Origin of the sequence: Marinomonas hwangdonensis (genome assembly GCF_003721245.1) — a bacterium.
Taxonomy (GTDB): Bacteria; Pseudomonadota; Gammaproteobacteria; order Pseudomonadales; family Marinomonadaceae; genus Marinomonas; species Marinomonas hwangdonensis.
On record NZ_RIZG01000001.1, the window covers coordinates 360,394 to 385,192 of the forward strand.

The window sequence follows — 24,799 nt, forward strand, 5'->3', positions numbered from 1 at the left end:
CTGATTGTCTGGCTTTTCTCTATTCTTTGCAATTAGGTTCCAAATTTCTGTAGAAAGAAGGAATGAGGTTTTAAAAAAGGGGGGTAAAAAAATGAAAAAAAAAGCGTATTTATAAAAAACACGCTTTTTAAAAGAAGGTCTTATCAGGTTATGAATGTCCCTGATTCGTTTCAATGTTGCTAGGGGCTGGCTTTTTGAGGCGTCCGAGCAGTAGGCGAATGTCTTCTTTTATCATCAAAAGCACAGGTATGAGTATTAGGGTAATGATAGTCGCAAACATGATGCCGTAGCCGAGGGACACGGCCGCAGGAATCAACATTTGGGCTTGTCGTGAGGTTTCCCATAGAATCGGCAATAGTCCGGCAAACGTTGTGAAAGAGGTTAATAATACGGCTCGTAATCGACTCTGACAGGCGATCATGATGGCTTTTTTGATGTGTCCTGTTTCATTACGTAACGTATTGAACCGGGAAACCAGCAATAGGCTGTCGTTTACGACCACGCCGCTCAACGCCAGTATGCCATTAAGAGACAATATGTTCAGCGCCAGATTATTCATCCAGTGTCCCAATAAGGCCCCAATAATACCAAAGGGTATGGCCATCATAATGATGAGCGGCTGCGAGTAAGATTTGAGCGGAATGGCCAAGAGTCCATAAATGATCAATAAGGCAAGTAGAGACATTTGCACCATAGACGACTGAGTTTTTTCCTGTTGCTCAGCTTCACCAGAAAAATAAATCGACACTCCTGCAAACTGACGCAGCATTTGTGGCACCACGGCATTTTGTAAATAGGCCACCACCTCGGTGGAAGACATGATGTCTTTATCTACTTCAGCTGAAAGATACTGAGAACGCTTGCTATCAATGCGCACAATGCGTGTTTCAGCGTCTTCTTGAGCCAAGGTAGCGACGGTCGACAAGGGGATTTGAGCCCCGTTATCCAAGACGATTTTGGTGTTCATAACCGCTGCTGGCGATTCTTTTTGATCGTCAGGGAAACCTAAGCGGACTTCCACCTCCGCGTTATCGCGTTGGAAAGTCTGTACAACTTGACCGTCGAAATTACGAGTGACTTGTGTTGCCAAATCGCTTGAAGACAAACCAAGCAAACGACCTTGATCGGTGAGCGATAACATAAGACGGGATTCGGTGGGTTCATTATTTTGTTCGACACCAGTGACCGCAGGCAGGGTGCTTAGCTGTCTTAATAGCTCTGCCATAGCGCCGTCCAAAACACGATTGTCATTACCGCGTAGTTCTATTCTTAAGGCGTCGACGCTTTCGCGTGCGCTGCGAATTCGTAGGTTTTTCACCCCTTCAGGCGAGCCAGAAAGTTGCTGCCATTTACTGGCGAACTGAGCCGACGTATAGGGTCGGTCGTTATCAAGCTCTATGCGTATATTGCCAGATTGATCACTGTTTGCGGTTACCTGAAGGTTTCTAATCGCCACCTCACTGCTGCCATTCTTTCGAAGATCAATATCCGCCTGATAGGCTTTTTGTTCCAGCATCAGCAAGACATCATGAGTTTTTCCGTAGCTCACATCGTTAAACATAGTGACCGAACCGCGCACAGTGTCACCGGGTATCTGAGGAAAAAAGCTCATGCGTATGGCACCGGTAAGTGGCATCGAAATGACCAGGACAAACAAGGCAATAAACAATAAACACACCGCGTATCTGTGATTAAGAGTAAGGTCCATGGCGGGGCGATAAATGCGTTCACTAAACCATTGTAAGCCACTATCGGCACCTTGTTGTACCATGCCCCATGCTTTGGACAAGGGATTGGTGCGGGTCGACTTTTGCGTATTTAGATGCGCAAGGTGGGCAGGTAAGATGATTTTTGATTCAATAACGGACAGTATTAAACAAATCGCCACCACAATGGCAAATTGTGAGTAAAGCTGTCCTAATCGACCTTCAATGTTCGTCAGTGCCCAAAAAGCTGCAACGGTTGTAAAAACACCAAATAGGGTCGGAATGGCGACTATCATGGTGCCTTTTATGGTGTTACCTACCGTGTCGCCTTCTTGGGATCGTACCGTATAGACGCTTTCCCCAACAACGACAGCGTCATCGACGACGATCCCCAGCGCCATAATAAACCCGAATGTGGTGAACATATTCAGTGTTAAATCGACGTGTTCTGTTCCCATCACAAATAAGGTGCCGAAAAAGATAAAAGGCAGCCCCATAGCCACCCAAAAAGCGACGGTAACATTAAGAAAAATAGCCAACATAATGAAGACTAAAAAAATCCCAAGAACCGCATTTTCTATCATTAAGTCGATACGTTGATTAATTGACTCACTGCGATCATACCAGGTGCCTATCTCCACATTAGGAGGTAGTCGCCCCTTGCTTTCCCAATCCGCTAAGACGGCTTTGGCGCCCACCACAGATTTAGAAATGTCGCTGGTGCCTGTGGTCAGCACTTGAATCGCAAGGCTATTTTGGCGGTTAAATCGGGATAGAACAAAGTCGTCTTCGTTGAATGCGTCACGAATATCGGCTATATCCCCTAGCAGCAAGCTCCCCCCTGTGCTGTTAGACACAATAGGGATACGGTTGAATTCGCTGATTATATAAGCTTGCTGAGATGCGCTTATGGTGAGATAAATATTTTCATCTCTCAGGCTGGCGACTCTGGCAGGAGCCGATTCTGCGTTTATCGTATTGGCAATATCGGACAAGGTGAGGCCGTAAAAAGCCAGTTTATTTTTATCAATGTCTATCATAATGGTCGGATCTAACCAACCCATGATCGAAGTAGAGCTGATGCTTTCATTGGCCAGCAAATCAGATTCAAGCTCTTTGGTGAGTGTCTGCAAAGTACGCCTGTCTACGTCACCAAAGAGCTGAATCCAAATAGAGTGTTCTTCTCGCGTGGCTTTGGTGACTACGGCGGGTTTGGCCTCGTCTGGAAACGAGGAAACTTGATCAACTTTGCTTTTCACGTCTTCCAGAAGCGTGTCTATATCGTAACCATCGAGCATTTCTATGCTGGTGCTGGTCGCTCGAGCCGTGGACGATGTGGTGATGTTTTTAATCCCCGACACGCCCTGGAGGGCTTGTTCTAAAGGAATGGCAATGCCTTCCTCGTTTTCTTTTGCAGAGCCGCTGTCATGACTGATCGTAATCGCCACTCGGTTAGGGGTCAGGCTTGGGAAGGCTTCTTTATTCAAAGCGCCCATATTAATCACGCCCAAACTGACGACCAACAAGAACAGGAGGTTGGCGGCGACGGGGTTATTCGCAAACCAAGGAATGATGCCGCTAGGCTGATCAATAGAGCTCATGGTGTCGTGACCTTGTTTACATCAGCAATTGTAATGGGGTTTACCAAGGTGCCTTTTATGTAGCTACTGTAGGGCTGGACAAGTACTTGATAGGTTTTGTTGCGCATAGCGTCAGGAACTTGAATATAAATATGCTGTGCATCAACAAAATGCGGAGTGACTTCGAATGCAGCGAGGCGGCTGTTGTCATCCACATACCATATTTCACTTTTCTGACTCAACGCCGTATTGGGAAGGCGCCATAAGTGATCAAGTGGTTTGCCTTGAATCGACACCGTTACGAATGCACCAGGAACCAGCGCGGGTGTTTGTTCAAGCGGTTTTTCAAGACTGATTATTAGGCTGCGCATCCGGGTTGTGGCGTCTATGTGTTGATTGATTCTGAGCACCTTGCCTGGCCACTGGTCGTTAGTGTCAATGCTGGCGATACGAACGGGCCAGTTGTTTTGCAATAGGGTGTCAGTGTCAGGCAGTTTTGACCAGTCGCTCTGAGACAAATCCACGGTGATGTCAGCTCTGTCTGTGCTGTATAACGTAGCGACTTCATTACCGTTATTAAGGTAAGCACCAGGGGAAACATGACGCTCAACCACTAAGGCATCAAAAGGGGCGATGAGGGTGCTGTATTGTAATTTTGTTTGTGCGTTTGCAAGGGTCGCTTTTGCCGCGTCAACGGCGGTTTTTGCTGCCGCAAGTTGTGGCGCTCTTAAAACGAGATCGGAATCTGGCTCACCAGAAAATCCCGCTGCCGCCCATTCAGCTTTTGCTTGTTCGCCTTGGCGTATTTCTTCTTTCAATGCCAGTTCTGCTGTCGCCACAGTGTGTTTGGCGTTGGCCACGGCGCTGCTGAGTTCGCTGTTCTGTAATTGCGCTAACACTTGGCCTTTTTTGACAACTTGTCCTACTTCAAACTGTTCTGACAGACGAACGATTTCACCACTGACTTGACTGGTCATAGTCACAGCGTACCTTGGCGATACCAATCCAGACGCGGTAACCGTGGCCGCATAACGACCACTAGTGACAGGCACAATAGATAGAGAGACGGCCTGTTCAGGGGGGACTGGACGGGGTTTTTGTACTCGATTTTTTTGTGCGTCTATGGCGTTGGTAACGTAAAAGTACACTCCAGCGATTGCGGCTAAGGCCAGCAGTAAAATAACCCATTGAGAGAGATGTTTTTTCAAGATTTCACTCCAAGCCCAAGTGCGAGGCCTAAATTGACCCGGTTTGATAACTGTTGATAAAGTAAGTTGTCCAATTGTGCTTCCAAGTCAAACGTGGTTTTTTGCGCGTTCATTAATTCATTTAACTCAGCCAGACCGGAGCGGTATTTTTTTTCATACTGAATCAGGTTTTTCTGTGAGCTTGCCAGAGCGTCACGAATGTGACGAACTTGTTGAGCCAATACCCGTTCTTGTCCCAGTGTGTTTTCAATTTCATTTACTGCGGTTAATAGGGCATTGCGATAATCTTGGTAGGCTTGCGCGGTTTGCAGTTTGGCAATTTCAGCGGCAGCTTTTAATTGTCCGCCGTTATAAAGCGGTTGAGTAATTTGTGCTAGCAATGACCAAATTGGCGATCCAAATAAGGCCGCACTCGGTGATTCGGCTGCGTCACTTAACGTGGCGCTTAAGCTGATACTCGGCAGCATGTCTTTGTAGGCGACGGACGTGTTTAAATCGGCGGCTTCAATGGCCAAGTAAGCGGCTTTTAAATCGGGTCTGCGCTCTAGATTTTGTCGCGGAAAATCGCTGAATGTCAGATTAACATCCGGATAGCGAGCATTTATGATCCAGTTTTCTGGCTCAGAACGGCCTAAGTAGAGTCCTAGATTGCGCCGTTCAATGGCAAGGTTTTCTTGGTAGTTCACTAAATTGGCTTTGGATTGAGAGGCTGAGGTTTTGGATTCGTCTAGCGCTTCTAGACTGCCTAAGCCATTTTTGAAGCGTTGCAAGATCAATTTTTCATTGGCCTCTAACAGCGCCAAACGCTTCTCTTCAATATAAATAGCACGTTGTTTTGCGGTAACTGCTAACCAAGATTTAATCACATTCGCCACTAAGGTATCTCGGCTGGCCTGAAACAGCGCCTCATCACTGGCTAATGATTTGGTGGTGGCTTGTTCTGACAGTGCCAGTTTTTGCCACAAATCGGCCTCCCAGCGAATACTGACATCGGCTTTATAGTTTATGTCATTGCCTTCTGTTTGGCTGCCTGAAAAGCCTGCTTCTACACTGGGCAATGATCTCGCTTCCTGGCTTCGTAATCCCCATAAACTGGCTTGCAAGGTTAATTGCATCTTCTGCAAATTCGGATTAGCTTGCAGCGCTTGTTGGATCAGTTTGTCCAATTGTGGGTCATTGATCAGATCTGTTAAATAGCGGGTGTCTGTTAGTGAAGCCTCTGCGTTTTTCTGCGTGCTCTGGTATTCACTGACGGCCTCTAAATTGCTGGTTGCTAAGCTCGCAAAATTCTCACGGTTTTGCGAGCTACTACAGGCGACCAGCGTCAGGCTCAAACAAAGTAAGCTTGTGTGTAAAAAAGACGGATTGATCATTCAGTTATCCTGAAAAAAAGGCGTCAATAAGAGCGCAGTCAAAAAGTACGTAACGCGAGTAGGCGCTATTCTTTGTGGTGATTAACCTAATCTGTTTCATTATTGCTTTTTTGCCACTGAGCTTTAAGTCTATTTGCGTTTCTTTACAGTTTAGTTTGTGTATCGACACCGTGTAACACCTTAGCCAAGATCTTAATGGCCCACTCGCGTTTTTCTGCACTTTGTTCACTAAAGTTGAGTCGGAAACAGTTGCGGTATTTTCCTGTGGCGGAAAATAATGGCCCAGGAGCAAAGCCTACGCCAGCTTCACGACAAGCCTCTACCAGTTTCATGCTGTCAATATTGGTTTGAAGTTCTACCCATAAAATAAAGCTGCCATCAGGGTAGCTCACCCTGGTATCACTGGGTAGATAGGTTTTAATGGCCCGAAGCAAGTGATCACGTTGCTGTTCGTAGTGTTGTCGCATTTGTCTTATGTGTTTGGCATAGCCGCCTAAACGAATAAACTTGGCGATCGCAAGTTGGGGAAGAACAGGGCACATGGAGCTGCTCACATATTTTACGTGGGTGACTTTATCGCGGTAACGACCTGGAGCGATCCAACCTACTCGCATGCCTGGGGCAATGGTCTTGGAAAAAGAAGAGCATAAGAGAACACGCCCATCCGTATCAAACGACTTGATGGTTTTAGGGCGCGGAAATTGATAGGAAATGTCCCCATAAATGTCGTCTTCTATGATGGCAATGTCGTAGCTTTGTGCCAGTCTATAAAGCTGTTCTTTCTTGTCGTCTGGCATGGTGTAACCCATAGGGTTATTGCAGGTTGGGGTGACAAAAATGGCTTTAATAGGCCACTGATCCAAGGCAAGCTCCAGCGCTTCTAAGCTGATGCCTGTCTCGGGATGGGTGGGGATTTCCATGGCTTTAAGATTCGCGGCCTTGATGGCCTGCATTGAGCCATAAAAACTGGGCGATTCGATGGCGATGATGTCTCCCGGTTCTGTGACGGCTCTTAAGCAAACCGAGAGGGCTTCTTGGCAGCCTGATGTTACAACGACATCGTCCGGATGAAGTTGACAACCAGACGCCACCGCCAGACGGCACAGTTGCGTTCTTAATTCTTCTGTACCACGAATATCGGCATAGCCCAGCCCTAATTCTGGCTTTTGTTTGGTCAGATCGGACAAGGTTTTAAGCAAGGGCTTCAATGTTGGCGCTGTCATGTCTGGCATCGCGTGCTGTAATTGTACGCCTTTGTTATTACTGCGAATCATTAGCATATTCAAAACTTCTTCCCACTGAGACACCTCTAAAGGGCGCTGGGGCGGTCTGGAAATACTAGGTAGACTGTCTTTGTTTCGTGCACAGACAAAATAACCTGACTTAGGCCTTGCCTCGACGAGCGTGTCTTGTTCCAGTTGTCGATAGGCTTCTTGTACGGTGGAGATGCTAACACCATGCTCTTGAGCCAGTTGCCTAACCGAAGGAAGGCGGTCTCCCGGTTTGTAAAAATCGTGCTGGATATGTTCCCGTAAACGATCGGCTAAGTTTTGGTAAAGTGTCATGGTGTGTTTCTCTTAAACTAACTGTGTGCGGATATTTGATGATCCCATTGTAAGTTCTTTTCTGTATGTTATTTACCATACAGATATGGGTTAATTTGGCCATACAGGCCATTAAATGACTTTCTGTATGCTTAATAAAGGCGAGTTCTGACGCTGTATTGTATTGTGTGCTTCTTTTAAAGTATTTGCTCATACACATGGCTGGAAGGCCAGGATGTTTTCAAAGGCGCACTTTATAAAGGAGAAAGTTATGTTTGTTGCTCGACTATTTGTTTCTATTCAACACAGTAGTGTGCGTTTTAAAACACGCAAAAAATTGGCGTTTTTAACGGCACAGCAGTTGTGGGATCTTGGTCTAACAAAAGAGCAACAACAAGCGGAATTATCGCAAGCGACCATGTCAGGGTTTATGTCTGATTTGCGTGTTTCTCTAAAAAACAAAGGACGACGACTATGATGGATATGTCTTTTTTCTTGGCCTTAGCCATGTTTGCGTTTGTTACCTCCGTGACGCCAGGACCAAATAACATCATGTTGCTAGCGTCTGGGGCGCAGTTTGGTTTTCGTCGCACCTTACCGCATATGTTGGGGATTGTGTTGGGGGTCGCGACGTTATTGCTGTCTACTTTGCTTGGACTAGGGACTTTATTTACCTTGTACCCACCTCTATACACAGTGTTGAAATGGGTAGGGTGCGCTTACTTGCTGTGGCTAGCCTGGAAGATTGCCAGTGCGCCAGTGGGTGATTTAGACGATCAGCAGACAAAGACTAAAGCCGTCGCCTCTTCGCCGATGCGCTGGTGGCAGGCGTTGCTATTTCAATATGTGAACCCCAAAGCCTGGATGATGGCGATTGGCTGTGTCAGTACCTTTTCAATTGCTGACGATTTGTATGCGCAGTCGGGTTTATGGATGATTATTTTGTTTGCTGTTGTCGGCTTTCCAGCGATTTCTATTTGGGCCTGGGCGGGTGTGAGTATTCGTCGTTGGTTGACAGATCAAAAACGTCAGCGCATGTTTAATCTTTTTATGGGGGTTGCCACTGCGGCGACGTTATTGCTGATTATTGGTCATTAAACGCGTAGAAAGGAGTCGTAAGATGACGCTTGATATAGCAGGAACACAAGACGATAAGAACGCTTTAAAAGAAAGCGAGTGGAGTCTATATATGATTAAAACTCGCTTAAATACGCTCTATACAGGGATCAGCACGGATGTGGAACGCCGTTTTAAGGAGCACTCTGGTGCCAGTAAACGAGCGGCACGATACTTAAAAGGAAAGGGGCCCCTGGAGTTGGTGTGGCAGCAATCGGTTGGCTCAAAGAGCGACGCCTTGATACTTGAGTATCAGGTAAAAAAACTGAATCGACGACAAAAGTTGAGTTTGATTGAAGGAGAAATAGCGCTGGCTTCTTTACTTGAATAAAGGCGCGGTACACGCTTGTCTTTGTTCTTAATCATTCGTAGCATGATGCGATGAAGAACGCCCCAAACACGGAGAGGTAAAGGCAGTGATTAGTCATCTTGATCATATTGTTTTAACAGTGTCGGACTTAGCGAGAGCCGTTGATTTTTATGAAACGGTTTTAAAAATGGACGTTCTGACCTTAGAAGAAGGTCGCAGTGGTGTGCGTTTTGGCAATCAGCATATCCATTTCCAAGTGCTTGGGGAGGAGTTACGCAACCACGCCATGGAAGGGGCGGGAGATGTGTGTTTGGTCACTGAATGGTCTATGGATGAAGTGCTGGATCATCTGGCAGCCTGTAACGTCAACCTATTAGAAGGTCCTGTGAGCCGTGTCGGCACACTAGGACCCATGCAATCGGTTTATTTTAATGACCCCGACAACCATTTAATTGAAGTCAGTGTTTATGAGCAAAGCGATACTGTTTAACCGCCGCTAACACAGACTCATAGCGGTGTTCTTCGAACAGACCAAACCCGCTCAGTTGGCGGGCTTTGATTTTGGTGAAGACAGGCTGAGTAAGTCCAGTTAAAAAGCGTGTGATCAAGACGTCTGTGATCTTAGTAGTTGGGCTTTTTGTCGCAAGCTGTTGGGCAAACTCTTGAACCGGTATTGCCAAATCCTGTTGCCAATCAAGGGACGCGTCATGCAACGCTGTGTCTGGCGCTGGCCTGTTGAAAACAAGCACTTTCTTTCGACAGACTGAGCAATGTCCACAGTGTTCCGGTGCATTTTTATCCCCAAAGTAACGTGCCAAATTGTGATTTAAGCAGCGATCCAACTGGAAAAAACGCATCATGGTCGCAATGCGTTCAATTTCTGTGGTTTGTTTTTCGTCAACGTATTGATGCAATTGGTTTACTAATGTTTGGTGATGGAATGCGTCGCCATGAAATTGAAATACCTCGGTAAGGCCTTTGCTTTCTAATGTGAGCACTTGCTGATCCGCTGCAAATTCTAGTATCTGCAACACCTCGCTTCGGGGTAAGCCTGCTTCATTGAAGAGCTTTTCAAAATTGGGTGTGCCCCAGATTTTTTTGTATTGAATACCTTTAAGTATGGCTTGATAAGCGGCTTGCCAATCGGCGGGTATTTGATGGGCAAAGGCGATTCGATCCCCTTCCCACTTTAGCCGAACATCAGCGTAATAACTGTACTTGGGCGTAATCGCGCCCAATAACTCGAGTTGCACTAGCATGGTTTTTAAGGGCAAAGCTCGAATATTGGTTTGCTGAGACAAGCTATAAAGCTGTGTTTCCCATTCATCCCCATCCTTTGTTTGCTCTGTGATGCTGTGCAGTAAACGCTCAATATCTTGAGGTTCGGGTGTGTCGCCATAGACAAAGTTTTCTAAAACGCTTAAGCCTTCTAAATTGGCCAGTAACACGCATCGGCTAGGTTGATTATCTCGACCAGCACGGCCTATTTCTTGGCTGTAGTTTTCGATGGATTTAGGTAAATCAAAGTGAACAACAAGGCGAATATCCGCTTTGTCTATTCCCATACCAAATGCGATGGTGGCGACAATAATACGCGTTCGACTGGTCATGAAGTCGGCTTGAATAGTGCTACGAATGTCGCTGTCTAATCCAGCGTGGTAAGCGGTCGCTGAGTAGCCGCTGGCTTGCAAAGCATGCGCAATGTCTTCGGCGGTTTTCTGCTGGGTAACATACACAATGCTGCTGCCTTGAGTGTCGTTCAGTACGCCTTTTAGAGCATTGAGTTTGTCGTTGTTTGGTTTTTTATCACCTTGGGTTGAGGCGGGAATCGGAATCAGGTCGATGTCCAAATTGGCGCGATAAAAACCGGTTTGCACTATGTGCTCAGGATGAATAGAAAATTTTTGCGCCATGTCCCGTTGCACACGACGGGTGGCCGTAGCGGTCAATAACAACACCAGCGGAATGGCCAGTTCTTGTTGATACGTTGGCAGTTTTAAATAATCGGGTCGAAAGTTATGACCCCATTCTGAAATACAGTGGGCTTCGTCAATCACCAGCATGGAAATGGGAATGTGTCTAATAAAACGACGAAAGCGTTCATTTTTAAAACGCTCAACCGAGATCATTAAAATCTTGATATTGCCGCTTTGCACCCCTGCCATGACCGCTTGGCTTTCTTCTTTGCTTTGACTGGAATCTAGGCAGGCGGCAGACACGCCTTTCGAGGTTAAAAATGCCAATTGATCATGCATTAACGCAATTAACGGTGAGATCACCAGTGTTAAATTTGGTAGCTGGGTAGCGGTAAATTGATAACACAGGGATTTACCGGAACCGGTCGGAAATACCGCAAGCGAGGAGTGCCCTGCCAGCAGTTGTTCTATGGTTTGTTGTTGTCCTTCGCGAAAATGCTCGAAGCCGAATAGAGTATGCAGTCCTTGCATTAATGTCGTCATCTAGACTTTTCCCCTTAGTTTAGTGCCCTCAAAAAGTGAAAGCACAACAGTGATAATACGAATAATTACAGTAAACCGAGGTGTTTTTTAAGGGTGTATTGTTGTGCTTCGGTTAGGGCTGATGCCTTTCCTGATTTAATCATTTGACTCCAGCGTGTCCATGATTTGATCGCTTCGCCTTGATGGCCACGATTGAGAAATTGCTGTATCTCAATGCGAAACGAATTTGACATGGCCGCGGGGTTGGTTTTCCCAAAAGAACGTAACCGAGCCAGTGTGCGCTTAAATTTATCGGCGAGTTTGGCGTTGTCATCTTTACTTGCCATCATGCTGGTTAGACACTTTAGGTAGTCGTAATAATACTCGACTTTTTCATTCGGGGTGTCTCGGGTTAAACGAATCAAACGAGAGTAACCCTGTTCCGCATTTGGCCAGTCTTTAAGTTTCATACTAATTTGTGCCAGACGCAAAGCCCGTTCAAACGCCCGTGGTGATACTTCCAGTGCCGCTATCATGGCGTCTTGTGCTGCTTTCTCATTACCAAGGCTCTCGTGGGCGTCGGCTAATTGATCATAAGCCGATAGAAAATAACGGCTTAAACTGATCGTGTGCTCGAATTTTTTCACCGCAGCCGCTACTGTTCCAAGCTTTAACTCACACAAGGCAATACCGTAATGAGCCCAAGCCAGATTCTTATTTTTATGAGTCACCAGCATGTAATGATTTTTTGCGTCTTTATAACGACCACGCTCATACAGTGATTCACCAATGACTTTTAAGCACTGACTGGCGTAATGAGGGGAATGCGCCATGGTTTCTTTGGCTTGTGCTTCCATCCCATCAAAGTCGGATTTTTTTCGTGCATCATTGATGCCTTTAAAGGCTTTCTTTTGCAGCTTAACCCTTTCCAAACGACGATAGAAAGCCGTGGGGGGAAAAGGCTTAACCAAATAACTGTCGGGTTGGTACTCTAAGACATTCACCACACTTTCATAGGCGGTGTCCGCAGTGATCATGATGAAAATGGTGGAGTGGTCTTGGGAGTAGTTTTTACGTGCGGTTTCTAGAATTTGCTGACCATCAATACTGCCCCCCAAATTATAGTCAGATAGAACAATATCATAGGGTCTTTCGAGAATGCGTTTGATGGCGGCTTGGCCAGAAGGTTCCACATCAATATTGGAGTAGCCCAGTGACGTCATCAAGGACTTGAGCATCAGTCGCATTTCGCCAATATCTTCGATGATGAGTACACGTTTTTTTGACACATTCGCAAGGTTCTGTTGCGGTTTATTTGTATCATCAACACCTAGAGTGATTGCATCTACCACGACAACTACCTGATTTTATAGAGTTATACAAAAAATAATGCAATCTTTATATCATGCAAGGAAGTGAAATACTAAAAAAAATCACATTTGAAAAATAAAAAAGTGACGGTGTTTAGCCGTCACTTTTCTGGGTGCCTAAAAAGCAAGAAGCAATGATTTTAGTGTAGGGCAATTAATGCACTAAGTTGGCGGTAAGCACAAACACGTCCATATAGCCCTTGTCGCCGTTTGTTGGCTGGATAGGTTGGGCGCTATGGAAAAATTTACGATCATTAAGTACGACAAATTCGCCTTTATCAAAGTGGTGGCTGATCAGTGCTGGGCTGTTCTTGTCTAGATGCACATTGATGCTGCCGCCTTCAATATTGTGGCGTTGCATGACATAGATTCCAATGCGATCGAATCCGTCTTGATGAACGCCTTCTGGTGCGACTTCAGCACTTTTATGGTCAGCAAAGATACGCAGTTGGTGTACCTCTATCGGTGTTCCGTCTGCCACGTTTGCCATGGTTTGAAAGTGCTGAAATAGTTCAACAAAGGCATCATCACGGACAATGCTATCGTCAATTTCTTCGTAGCTGCGAACAACGTCACCCTGGAAGTGGTTGATGCTTTTGTCCTGCACAAAGGTTTGCATTGGCAAGCGATTCAGCGCCCCTTGTTCAACGGTAAAGCGTGAGTAACGACGCAGACGAAACTCGCCATCAGCATAGGGATTAGGCGGCAAATGGTCAAAGGAAGGGGCAAGATGATTAACGCTTTCGGCCGTCAGTTGACCCAGTTCAAGGTAGAAAGATGTGTTTTGAGACTTTTCGGAAATCATGATGTTGTCCTCTTTTGACATCGGCAGATTGTGCGCGACGAATTGTATTATTGTTGTAGCGCTTCATGGGCGCCTTCTTCTAGTGTAGTAGGAATGAAAGAGAAAAACTTTGCTTTTTATGTCCTTTGTAAGGGTATTTAGAGATAAGTAATTCACTTTATATTAATTTTATGGATAGATTATTTAAGCTATTGAAATGTGAATTACGCATGGCCAAAAATATAAGGTCAAAAGCGGCATCAAGTGTTTAAAAAGGCGGCCGATCAATCCATTAAGTCATGAGCTACAACTTTAGTCTTATATAAAGGGTTTTATATTGTTTTTTTACAGTCATCACTAAACACTAGAAAATTAAAAACGGGTAGATAGGAAAAACGATGGTGTACTTTCAGTTAAGCGGTGTGTTGAGTCTGTTTGCGCTTTTGGTGTTTGGTGCTTCACAGGGCGCAATCACCTTACCTTATGCTGGTATTGGCATTGCCTTAAGTTTACTGATAGGGGGCGCGGTTCTGTACCGCCACAAAAACGAACACCAGGCTCATAATGGGTCTATATCGTCTGATGCGAATGCGTCCATTGTCGATAGCAAGGTGAGCATGTCTGATGTCAGTAAAACCGTGACCAAGGCGACGTCTAAAATGGCCATTGGCGCAGCCGAAGTATCTTACTTTGTGGATACGCTGAGTAAAGATATTCATCACACCCGGGATGACAGTGAGCAAATCACCCAAGCCGTCGAGTCGCTATCGCAAACAGGCTTAACCCTATCCAATAATTTGGGGCAGCTTGCAAGTACAATGAGCGACACCGCTCAGTCGAGCCGCACCGCACAAACGGCCTTGTCACAAAGTGCTGAGCAAATTAACGAATTAACGCAAAAGGTTCATACGGCGAGTGAGCAGTTGGCTTTATTAACCAAGAGTGCCGATGATATTGACAGTATAACGGCCGTGATCAAAGGGGTGTCTGAACAGACGAATTTACTAGCCTTAAATGCGGCAATAGAAGCCGCGCGCGCCGGTGAGCAAGGGCGAGGTTTTGCGGTGGTGGCTGATGAAGTACGAGCATTAGCGGGCAAAAGCGCGGACGCGTCGGCACAGATCTCCAGCTTGTTAACTGATGTGCGTAGAAACAGTGAGTTAACCAACCGTGAAATGGTTTCCTTAAAATCCTTAACAGACGCTTTATCTGACACGCTTCTTGGTGAAGCACAGCGTTTTATTGCATTAACGCAGGAAGTCCAAAATGCCTCAGTTGTGTTGTCAGATGTTGAGCGTGCAGGGGAGGAGTTGGGTGCGACCAGCACTCAGATCAATGGCTCTATCTCTCGCATCCGTCATTCATTACAAGACATTTCTACGCGCAGCGATCACCTTTCAAAACAGTCAGCCACATTGAGTAATGGGGCTGAAGTGGTTTTTAGAGAGCTGGCTAAACTGGATCAAACGTTGTTTTTCTCTGAATTGCTTGGTGTATGTAAGGCGTCAGCCCAATCCATTGGACAAATATTGGAAGAGGCCATTGCCAAGGGCGAGTTAACCCAGCAGGCGGTATTTTCAACAGACTATCAGCCAATAAAGGGGACTCGTCCCGAAAAATTCAGCACCCCTTACGATGCTTTTACAGATAGGATGTTTCCATCGATTCAAGAGGCGATTTTAGACAATTATAAAGACGTCATGTTCGCCGGTGCGGTCGATGTGAATGGGTATTTTCCAACGCATAACAAAAAATTCAGTCAGCCATTAACTGGCGACTATGAAAAAGATTTGTTGAGCAATCGAACAAAACGCATTTTTAACGATGCCACTGGACGTCGATGCGGTGCGCACACAGACTCGTTTTTGTTGCAAACCTATAAACGTGATACGGGAGAAATCCTGCATGATCTTTCGGTGCCTATTTTTGTTAATGGCAAGCACTGGGGCGGGTTTAGAATGGGCTTCCAGTCGCCTCATCAGTAATGAGCTTAGGGTGGCTTAGACTTAGTCCACTGCGTGATATTTCCTTAATCAATGGGGGAAGAATAAGGTAAAGTGGTGGAACTAATCCATTCTACTAGGTTTGCCCATGAAACAGTCATCGACACCAACGGATACACCAGCGAGTGGTGGCAATAGTCTCAACATACTGATTCCATATTTACGCCCTTATCGTCGTCAAATGGTTCTGGCGTTACTGGCTTTAGTGATTACCGCTGCCACCATGCTGAGTTTAGGTAAAGGGGTGCAGTTATTGATTGATGACGGGCTTGCTTCTGGATCTGAAACAGCATTGACCTATGCTTTGATGGTGTTTTTAGGCTTGGTGTTGTTGCTGGGTGTGGGCAGCTTTTGTCGCTTTTATTTGGTGTCGTGGATTGGTGAGAGAGTCGTCGCCGACCTTAGGCAGGCGGTGTTTGCTCATTTGTTAAGCCTTTCTCCCTCTTTTTTTGAAGACAACTCTCCCAGTGAAATTCAATCCCGTATTACCGCAGACACAACGCTTTTGCAAAGCGTGATAGGGTCTTCTTTGTCTATCGCCTTACGCAACAGTTTGATGTTGTTTGGCGGGGTTCTATTTTTGCTGATAATGCACTTTAAGCTTACCCTCATTTTATTGGCCTGTGTGCCTTTTGTGATTGTCCCTGTGTTGTTCTTTGGTCGACGAGTAAGGCGCTTGTCCCGTGATAGCCAAGACGAAGTCGCCAACGTAGGGCGATACTTGTCACAAGCGCTGCGACACATCAAGGTAGTACAAGCCTTCAGCCATGAGCAACACGATATACAACGTTTTTCTGACACGGTAGAGCGTGCCTTTGATGTCAGCGTGAAGCGTATTCAGCAACGTTCTTGGTTGACTTTGATGGTGATTTTGCTGTCTATGAGCGGAATAGGCGTCATGTTGTGGTTTGGCGGAAAAGACGTTATTTCCGGTGCCATCAGTGCTGGTGATCTGGCCAGTTTTTTATTTTATTCTGTGATTGTGGCAGGGTCGTTAGCGGCGATCTCTGAAGTCATGGGGGAACTGCAAAGAGCGGCTGGGGCCGCTGAGCGTATCATGGAATTACTGAGCGCGCGCAGTGCCGTGGTGAATGGCTCGTTGCCTTTTTCGTTAAAAAATATACAAGCGATTCCTCAAGGTGACGCTCTCATTCAATTTGACCATGTCGAGTTCCGATACCCCACTCGTCCCGATTACGCGGCGTTAAAAAATCTGACTTTTTCGATTAAACAAGGTGAGATGGTAGCACTGGTTGGGCCATCTGGAGCCGGAAAATCGACCTTGTTTGAGCTATTGCTGCGGTTCTATGATCCACAACAAGGGCAGATTACTCTAGCGGGTACCCATATTCGAGAATCCTCTTTAACCGATTTGCGGTCGTGCTTTGCTTTGGTACCGCAAGAAACCGTGCTGTTTGATCAAACCGTCTATGACAACTTAGGGTATGCCAATCGTCTTGCGCCTCATCATGTCGTACAGCAGGCGGCAGAACAGGCCAATGCCCATGCCTTCATTACTGAGTTAGATCAGGGTTATGAAACACGGTTAGGAGAAGACGGTGTGCGCTTGTCAGGGGGACAGAGACAGCGTATTGCCATTGCCCGCGCGATATTAAAAAATGCCCCCATCTTACTGTTAGACGAAGCCACCAGTGCGTTAGATGCCCAGAGTGAGAGCAAGGTGCAAACCGCACTGGAGCCATTGATGAAGGGCAAAACCACCTTGGTTATTGCCCATCGTCTAGCGACTGTGTTGAACGCAGACCGCATCATTGTGATGGATCAAGGGGAGATTATTGCTCAAGGCACTCATAACGAGTTACTAGTCAGTTGTACCTTGTATAAGCGGTTAGCGGATTTGCAGTTCCGTTATCAGGAAACCGTCACGTCTTAGTATTTGCCTACAAAGACCCCTCGGTACGCGCACTCTAATGCTTTACCGGCTAGGCTCATGCCTGGTGTCTGGTAAAGCGTTTCTAGCGGATGACCTTTCGTAGGCAAGGGGACGGTTATCGCTTTGTCAGCGCGATAAAAGACGATCCAAATGTGGCTGGATAGGTCTGCAGTGGTAAGCACTAGGCTGAGATAATGTCGTTCGCTTTGTGTCCAATCCGCTTCTGTCATGGGCAAGTTTTGCTCATTGAGCCACTGAATATGGTCAAGATGCGTATGACGATACAAGGCGTCGTCTTCTAAATGTATTTCAGCCAATATGGGGTAGGTTTTGCGCAGCGCCAATAATGTCGATATGGTGCTTTGTAGCGATTCTCTCGCATGACGCTCTGCAGAACTGAGGTGCTGCCATTGTTGCCAAGTGATCTCGTTGTCCTGGCAATAGGCGTTGTTATTGCCGTGTTGTGTGTGAGATAACTCGTCGCCGCCCAAAATGTGAGGCGTTCCCTGACTCAACAGCAAGGTTGCCATAAAACACAATTGTTGGTTTAGGCGTCTGGCTTGAATATTTTGATCATCGGTGTCGCCTTCGACGCCAAAGTTCTGGCTGATATTATCGCCATGGCCGTCACGATTATTTTCCATGTTGGCCAGATTATGGCGCTGGTGGTAAGACACCAAGTCTCTTAGGGTGTAGCCGTCATGGTAGGTAATGTAATTGACGGATGTAAGGGCACTACGGTGGCCTTTATGAAAATAATCACGGGACCCCATCAGTCGGGTAGCAAACGCCGCTACCAGATCGTTATCGCCGCGCCAAAAACGTCGCATAGTGTCGCGGTATTGGTCATTGCATTCTAAAAAGCCATTCGGGAATTGTCCAACTTGGTAGCCGTTGGGACCTATGTCCCAAGGTTCCATAACAAGGCAGGTTTGGCTTAAAACGGGGTCTTGAAGGATAGCTTGCAATAAGGGGGCATTAGGGCTGAAGTCATGATCAGTTCGGCCTAGGTCAACGCCAAGATCAAAACGGAAACCGTCTACGCCCATGACCTCAACCCAATAGCGCATACTGTCACAAATTAAGCGAATACTGGCCCAATGATAGGTGTCGAGGCAGTTTCCACAGCCAGTATAATTCAAATATTGACCATCTTGGTGGCGATAGTAGCGAGCATTGTCTAGGCCACGAAAGCACACACTGGATTGATTTATTTCACTTTCGGCGGTGTGGTTATAGACCACATCTAAGATGACTTCGAAGCCCGCTGTTTTGAGGCCATCTACCATGTGTTGGAATTCAGTGATAGCATCGAGTTTGGCATAAGACGGTTCTGGCGCAAAAAAGCTGACAGGGTTATAGCCCCAGTAATTTGTCAAAGACAGGGATTGCAGATGCCGTTCAGTCATAAAGCTAAAACAAGGCATGAGCTGAATGGTGGTAATATTCAGACTTTGCAAATGTTGAATGCCTGCTTCTGAAATGACCCCTAAATAAGTGCCTTTTAGGTCATCATCAATCGGCAGGTTTTGACTAAAGCCTTTAACATGCAACTCATAAATCGCTCGGCTGGCAGGCTCAACCTTGACTCTCGCTGGGCGTGTTAAATCACTTTTCACCGTTCGCACGACCGACTTGGGCACGCAATAAGCCGAATCCACTGAGTGCAACTGACCTTCTTTCGTCATCGCTGCTTGATCTTGATGCCAAGATATTTTGTCACTCAGTAGTTTAGCGTAAGGGTCGATCAGTAATTTATGCTCATTAAACATCTGTTGTTGCGCTGGATTGAATTCTCCTTTTGCACGCAAGCCATAGTGTTGGCCTTCGGTTAATCCCAGCACTTCCATGTACCAAACACCTTGACGCTTATTAAGAAAAGGCAAGGATTCGCGCTCTGTGCCGTCTTGGTCAAAAAGGCACAAATACAACTGATGAGCCTCTTCAGCGACCACAGAAAAATTAACGCCATGATCTGTGACGGTGGCACCAAGAGGAAAAGGTGTGCCATTAGAAAGGTGATGTGTTGCTGAGCTCATTGATGCCTCTTGGTGTGGTGGTTAACATATTGTGTGTTTTTAGTTTATGGGTGTCGCAGACCAGATCAGAAGCATACCCGCCAAAGGAGGGATTTCCAGCTCGATGCTCTGTTCACGTCCATGGCTAACAACGGCTTGAGTCTTGTACGCTTGTGTTTTGACATAACCACTGCCAGTGTACTTCGTCTCATCCGTGTCTAAAATGATTTTGTAGTAGCCTGCTTTAGGTACACCAATTCGATAACGTCCATGGGGTGTAGGGGTAAAGTTAACCACAGCGATACTGTGCGCGTCGCTGTTTTTTGCTTTACGAGCGAAGGCCAAAATACTGTTTGCACTGTCATCGTAACTGATCCATTCAAAGCCAAGATGAGAGTGATCAAAATGCAAGCTGCTTTCTTCTTGGTAAAGATGGTTCAGATCTTTCGATAAAAGGTGTTGCGCTTTGTGAAAGTCTGTTTCAAGCAGGTGCCAGTCTAAAGAGCGCTCGTGGCTCCACTCTTGTCCTTGAGCAAATTCATTGCCCATAAAGTTGAGCTTTTTGCCCGGATGAAAATACATATAAGCCGAGAAAGCGCGTAAATTAGCGAATTTTTGCCACGAGTCTCCCGGCATCTTGGTGATCATAGAGCCTTTGCCATGCACCACTTCGTCATGGGAAATAGGCAGAACAAACTGCTCATCAAACGCGTAGACCATGCTGAAGCTCAGATCACCTTGATGATGCTGTCGGTAAATGGGGTCTTTTTTGATATAAGCGAGGGAGTCATTCATCCATCCCATGTTCCACTTAAAACCAAAGCCCAATCCATTCATATAAGTGGGTTTAGACACACCTGGGAAGGCGGTAGATTCCTCTGCGACAGTGAAGCAGCGCGGATGATTCAAGTATACGGTTTCGTTTAGACGGCGAAGAAAATCAATGGCTTCGTAGTTATGATTTCCGCCATCTTTATTGGGGATCCATTCACCGTCTTCGCGGGAATAATCTAAGTACAGCATGGAGGCCACCGCATCGACACGCAGGCCGTCGATATGGAACTCTTCTAGCCAGTAAACGGCATTACTAATGAGATAATTTACGACATGATCTTTACCAAAATCGTAAATGATGGAATTCCATTCAGGGTGCCAGCCTTTTTTAGGGTCTGGGTATTCGTATTGCTTTGAGCCATCAAAATTGGCTAAGCCATGGCTGTCGGCAGGGAAATGTGCGGGTACCCAATCCATGATCACACCAATATTGGCTTGGTGCAGGGCATCGACTAAGGCTTTAAAGTCTTCTGGTGAGCCAAAGCGAGAGGTGACAGCGTACAAGCCAACGGGCTGGTAGCCCCAAGAGCCATCAAAAGGGTATTCCGTAATAGGCAAGAGTTCCACATGGGTGTAGCCCATTTCCACCACATAAGGCACTAACTGGTCTTTTATTTCCGTGTAGGTGAGGGGCTGGTTGTCGTCTTTTCTTCGCCATGAGCCTAAATGCAATTCATAAATGCTCATGGGTTTTTCATAAATGTCTTCTACGGGGCGTGTGACCCAAGCGTCATCTTGCCATTGGTGCTTGTTCTCGAAACAAGTGACACTGGCAAAAGAAGGATACTGCTCAATGCGCTGCGCATAAGGGTCGCTGCGGTGAGGCAGTATTTCGCCAGCATGAGAGCGAATTTCAAACTTATAACGAGCACCATGCATGACATTAGGAATGAACAAACGCCAGATACCATCGCCGTTACTGGACATGGGGTGGACTCGTCCATCCCAGGCATTAAAGTCACCGACGACAGCAACAGAGCGTGCTGCAGGCGCATAAACAGCAAACCGAGTGCCTGTTACTGTGACCGATTTACTTAGTTGAACATGGGTTTGAATAGCGCCCTGACTTTTGTATAAGCTGGCTTGGTGATGTTCTGGATCTGTAAAAGTGGCCTCAGGGAATTGGTAAGGATCCACAATGATATACTGGCTATTGTCCTTGTAAGTGATGTCAAGACGATAGTGAAAACGTGAGTGTTCTTTTGGCCACTCAGCATAAAACAAGCCTGGGTGCTGAGTGGGTTTCATCGTTGACAAGAGCGTATCTGAATCCATGGCGAGGACCCGAATAGACAAGGCTTCCGGCTGCCAAACAGTTAAAGAAAGGCCTTTTTTCGCCGGCCCTTGTTGCAAACCTAAACAGCCAAAGGGATCGGCGCAGCGTGTTGTCAGTATATCGTTGATGAGGTCGTTTTTTATTATATCCATTCACTTCTCCAGCAAGAGTGAGAGTGTTAACTCAATGATTATTGGTGCTGTTGATCGTGAAGCTTACTCACAACACGACGCAAATAATGATTCACTTTATTGGGTGTGATTTGAGCAAACTCGTCCAATGCCGCTTCAGCTAAGCTTTCTGTGATCTGTTCAGCTTGTTGCTGATTCGCGTGGTCAAGGGCCGCTAGTGAAACCAATACCGGCAAGTTGATATCGCGTTCAAAGTGGCTCTGTTTGTCTTGTTGACAAAATTGAATAAAAGCATACAAACCTTCAAATATAAGGCTTTTATACCAGCTAGGGTGAATGTCTGACGTCAAGGTTTCAATTAAGACGGCAAACGTATCTTCACCCGGTGTCATTGAGCTGAGCGCGCGTTTACAATCTAAGATCGTATTACTCTGTGGATCACCAAAGACAATGGTATTCACATGGCTTAGGCTTCCCCAAAGTTGCAATAGCATAGATTCAGGCAGTTTAGTGATCATACCCTGCTCAGAGCGCCAATCAAACCAGTCAACGTCTTTCATCTTACTTTGTGCGTCACTGCTGTTGTGGTAACGCATGGTATTGGTCACGTGAGCAAATTCATCGTGTTTCTGTTGCAGTGCTTGCGTTAGCGCCTCATAAAGCTGGCTTGGAGATAGCTGAGCCAAGGTGTCGTAAACGGATTCTTCTTCCTCAGGATCAAATTGACGGGCACACAATACGGCAAGATTATGAATCCGAATCGTCCTGATGCCAGAAAAGAATTCAGGATTAACCTTAATGAGCGTCCCTGCAATAGCGATTAACTCATGACTTATCACAAGACTTGTGGGTGAAGATGACACGCTTTTGAGGTGTTCCAAAATAGCATCTTGGTGCAGTGGCGTACTGATATCCACCTCTGTCTCTGGATTTTCCCCTATGACTAATAGGCGCTGACGTACGGTAATGTCGGCAATGTAAGTCGCCAAGTCAGTAGACGGCGTTAACAACAAAGAATACAGCTGTCTTGCACTGCTCCAGTCTTCTAATAACAAAGCTTGATAATAGACACTGCCTAATACTTTAAAGGCGGTTTCAGCGGGTTCCGAATCAGGCATGATTTCCATCAAGGCACGACGATCTCCCAATGCCATCAAGCAATCAACGGCGTCGCCGAGAGACGGCGTCTGATTTAGCATGTCTAAAAGGCTAGCTGTGTCCGACAAGGCAATTTCTGATGAATCGTGTGTACTCGCTTTATCAGACAATGGCCAGAACAGGTCATGAACGGGCAGTTTAATGCCCAGTGAACGATGGCCTAATGCACTGATTTTGATGTCGCGTCGATTACCAGATTTAAAGGCATTCTTTGCGGATTGCGGGATAACCCTAAAGTTTTTATGCTCACGCTGCTGTAAGGAGCGAATAAATTGAAACAGCTCATCGCACCCTTTCATTTCACTGATGGCTTCATCAATGAGAATGGTAAAGACGGCATTGGCTTGGTAATACCAATGTTCAGCAAGGGTTTTTAGTTCATTGCGAATGTGTGCTTGAAAAAGCGTTGGATCAATTTTGCGATAATCTTTGTTTTCATTCTGGATCCATGACAAACATAAGTAACTGTCGTCATTGATGCTGAACGCTTGTGACGTCGCTAAGCTATTAAGCGCACGATCAGGACGCCCTGATAATCCTAGCGCCTCAGATACGCCTAAATAGCGGTAGGTTTCCACTAGCTGATCCGCGCTGATGGCTTTTAGGGGTTTAATGTCTTCAAGGGTTTGACATAAACAGCCGGCATCCAACAGTTTTTGTTTGACCTTATCATTTTGTGCCAAGATCACCATAGAGGTGGTGACCTTGTTGGGTCTATGCTGAATGCGATGCAAGCCGAGGGGGTCAAGGTCATCGGTTTTAATCAACTCTTCGTCTAGCATTTTGCCAACTAGGTACAAACTTTGTGCCCACACTAAAGGTAGGTTCTCGTTGGGAAGACGTTTTTGTGATCCAGGGTTTTCTTTTTCCGCCAAGATATTTTCTTGAGGAACATAGTAGAGCTCAGGTAAAAGCATGTGCCCGTCTTTCTCGACCATTAAAGACTCTAACTTATGACGGTAAAAGTTGGCACTTTCCCAGTCACGGGCAAATAAACGGTCGATATAGAGATAGGTAAAAAATAGCGGCCACTCTGACTCTATGTGTTCAAAATTGATCAGTTCATCGTGTTCATAGTAAATGCGGCTAGGATCTTCTAATTCTGATTGATGACCATCTAATAGAAAACGCTTGCAGCCATACTCGCCACCTAATTTACTGATGATTTCTTCACGAGTGCGTTGTGTAAGTTGCTCATCGTTCACCGCAAAGGCAGGGAAACCGATAATGCTGAGAATCGCACTGTCGACTTCTTTTGAACGGGATTCTTTTGGCAGCAATGATTGCAGTACAGAGCCAGCTCGGGCAACCGCATCGGCAAAAGAATGCACCACAGCCCATTCTGGGCCATCGTCACCAAACAAATTCAATCCATCCATGGCTTCCATGGCGGCTTTTGCCATGCCCACAGAACTGGCGTTTATTTCTGCTTTACCGTTATTGACCTTGTTACCACGCTCCCAAATACCGTAATCCGGGGTGCGATAAGTACGAGACACATAGTAGATAAGGTTTTGGATGAAATTAAATTCATCGCGAGAAAAAATGACTTTACTACCGGCTTTGGTCATTTGGGCCATCATGAGCAAGTAAAAGCTGGTGGCATCAATTTGCAAATGTCCCCATGCATCGTCTGCTACCGCTTCTAAACCCGATTTTGTATCGTACTTGGCATGCAGCGCGTCTTTGGGATCCAAACTGTGCTTAAACGCTTCGACTTTGTGGGATTGACGCATCATGGCAAACAGTAAGCCCCGCATCATTTTAATACAGGCAAACTCCAGCTCATGGGTGCGTTTGTCAGGATTTGAAGCACGTTTGTAAGCCAAATAAAGCGCCCAAACCGCTTGAATGCTATAAACGTTGTCGCGTACCCAAGCATCGGTGTAATTACCGTGATTATTAATGCTTGTGCTGGCTGGGAATAGGCCAGTAACGGGGTGTTGGCGGGACAAAATAACCGCTTGGATATGCTGATAAAGAGAATCGAGTTTGTCTTGCGTGTCAGACGCCATGGTTGATCCTTTAGAAAACGCAATGAGTTGTAGAGCGGGCT

General features: G+C 46.1%; 16 protein-coding genes. 6 read left to right on the forward strand and 10 right to left on the reverse strand.

All coding sequences use genetic code 11. The features are described from left to right. Positions 1-148: 148 nt before the first annotated feature. The 4 genes from EBI00_RS01700 to EBI00_RS01715 all read right to left on the reverse strand — a co-directional run bounded on the left by EBI00_RS01700 (position 149) and on the right by EBI00_RS01715 (position 7,432). The gene (locus EBI00_RS01700) at positions 149-3,307 is read right to left on the reverse strand and encodes an efflux RND transporter permease subunit (RefSeq protein ID WP_123094187.1); all 3,159 of its coding nucleotides are present in this window, start codon (positions 3,305-3,307) and stop codon (positions 149-151) included. Then, positions 3,304-4,494, reverse strand: coding sequence for an efflux RND transporter periplasmic adaptor subunit (locus EBI00_RS01705; protein ID WP_123094188.1), 1,191 nt, complete (start codon positions 4,492-4,494; stop codon positions 3,304-3,306). The genes EBI00_RS01700 and EBI00_RS01705 overlap by 4 nt, the downstream gene beginning before the upstream one ends. Then, the gene (locus EBI00_RS01710) at positions 4,491-5,867 is read right to left on the reverse strand and encodes a TolC family protein (protein ID WP_123094189.1); all 1,377 of its coding nucleotides are present in this window, start codon (positions 5,865-5,867) and stop codon (positions 4,491-4,493) included. Before EBI00_RS01710 ends, EBI00_RS01705 begins: the two co-directional genes overlap by 4 nt. A 143-nt stretch (positions 5,868-6,010) precedes the next feature. Then, positions 6,011-7,432, reverse strand: coding sequence for an aminotransferase-like domain-containing protein (locus EBI00_RS01715; RefSeq protein ID WP_123094190.1), 1,422 nt, complete (start codon positions 7,430-7,432; stop codon positions 6,011-6,013). 250 nt (positions 7,433-7,682) lie between these two features. Between EBI00_RS01715 and EBI00_RS01720 the strand changes: the two genes are divergently transcribed. From EBI00_RS01720 to EBI00_RS01735, 4 genes are all read left to right on the forward strand, one after another. After that, positions 7,683-7,889, forward strand: a complete 207-nt coding sequence (locus tag EBI00_RS01720) for a DUF1127 domain-containing protein (RefSeq protein ID WP_123094191.1) — start codon at positions 7,683-7,685, stop codon at positions 7,887-7,889. Next, complete coding sequence (locus EBI00_RS01725; protein ID WP_241556920.1) at positions 7,886-8,509, forward strand: LysE family translocator; 624 nt, start codon at positions 7,886-7,888, stop codon at positions 8,507-8,509. The genes EBI00_RS01720 and EBI00_RS01725 overlap by 4 nt, the downstream gene beginning before the upstream one ends. Positions 8,510-8,531: 22 nt before the next feature. Beyond that, positions 8,532-8,858 carry a GIY-YIG nuclease family protein gene (locus EBI00_RS01730; RefSeq protein ID WP_174714882.1) on the forward strand — a complete coding sequence of 109 codons (327 nt, stop codon included), beginning with the start codon at positions 8,532-8,534 and terminating at the stop codon, positions 8,856-8,858. Positions 8,859-8,943: 85 nt separating this feature from the next. Then, a complete protein-coding gene (locus tag EBI00_RS01735; RefSeq protein ID WP_123094192.1) occupies positions 8,944-9,327 on the forward strand; it encodes a VOC family protein in 384 nt (127 codons plus the stop codon). Here EBI00_RS01735 and EBI00_RS01740 read toward each other — a convergent pair. The 3 genes from EBI00_RS01740 to EBI00_RS01750 form a co-directional block, all read right to left on the reverse strand. Beyond that, the gene (locus tag EBI00_RS01740) at positions 9,296-11,296 is read right to left on the reverse strand and encodes a RecQ family ATP-dependent DNA helicase (protein WP_123094193.1); all 2,001 of its coding nucleotides are present in this window, start codon (positions 11,294-11,296) and stop codon (positions 9,296-9,298) included. The two genes, EBI00_RS01735 and EBI00_RS01740, sit on opposite strands and share 32 nt — an antisense overlap. Positions 11,297-11,361: 65 nt before the next feature. Then, a complete protein-coding gene (locus EBI00_RS01745) occupies positions 11,362-12,627 on the reverse strand; it encodes a response regulator (protein WP_123094194.1) in 1,266 nt (421 codons plus the stop codon). A gap of 172 nt (positions 12,628-12,799) precedes the next feature. Next, on the reverse strand, positions 12,800-13,450 hold the full coding sequence (locus tag EBI00_RS01750; RefSeq protein WP_123094195.1) for a 2OG-Fe dioxygenase family protein: 651 nt from the start codon (positions 13,448-13,450) through the stop codon (positions 12,800-12,802). 377 nt (positions 13,451-13,827) lie between these two features. On the opposite strand from EBI00_RS01750, the gene EBI00_RS01755 reads away from it, so the two are divergent. Together EBI00_RS01755 and EBI00_RS01760 are read left to right on the forward strand one after the other, a co-directional pair. Further along, complete coding sequence (locus EBI00_RS01755) at positions 13,828-15,414, forward strand: methyl-accepting chemotaxis protein (RefSeq protein WP_123094196.1); 1,587 nt, start codon at positions 13,828-13,830, stop codon at positions 15,412-15,414. 106 nt (positions 15,415-15,520) lie between these two features. Then, entirely contained in the window at positions 15,521-17,326 is a 1,806-nt protein-coding gene (locus tag EBI00_RS01760) for an ABC transporter transmembrane domain-containing protein (protein ID WP_123094197.1), read from the forward strand. Here EBI00_RS01760 and glgX read toward each other — a convergent pair. The 3 genes from glgX to EBI00_RS01775 are packed head-to-tail and all read right to left on the reverse strand — an operon-like array spanning position 17,323 to position 24,758. Then, complete coding sequence (glgX, locus tag EBI00_RS01765; protein WP_123094198.1) at positions 17,323-19,365, reverse strand: glycogen debranching protein GlgX; 2,043 nt, start codon at positions 19,363-19,365, stop codon at positions 17,323-17,325. The genes EBI00_RS01760 and glgX overlap by 4 nt on opposite strands. A gap of 39 nt (positions 19,366-19,404) precedes the next feature. Next, on the reverse strand, positions 19,405-21,606 hold the full coding sequence (gene glgB, locus EBI00_RS01770; RefSeq protein ID WP_123094199.1) for a 1,4-alpha-glucan branching protein GlgB: 2,202 nt from the start codon (positions 21,604-21,606) through the stop codon (positions 19,405-19,407). Positions 21,607-21,644: 38 nt separating this feature from the next. Then, positions 21,645-24,758, reverse strand: coding sequence for a phosphorylase b kinase regulatory subunit alpha/beta (locus EBI00_RS01775; protein WP_123094200.1), 3,114 nt, complete (start codon positions 24,756-24,758; stop codon positions 21,645-21,647). Positions 24,759-24,799 lie beyond the last annotated feature (41 nt).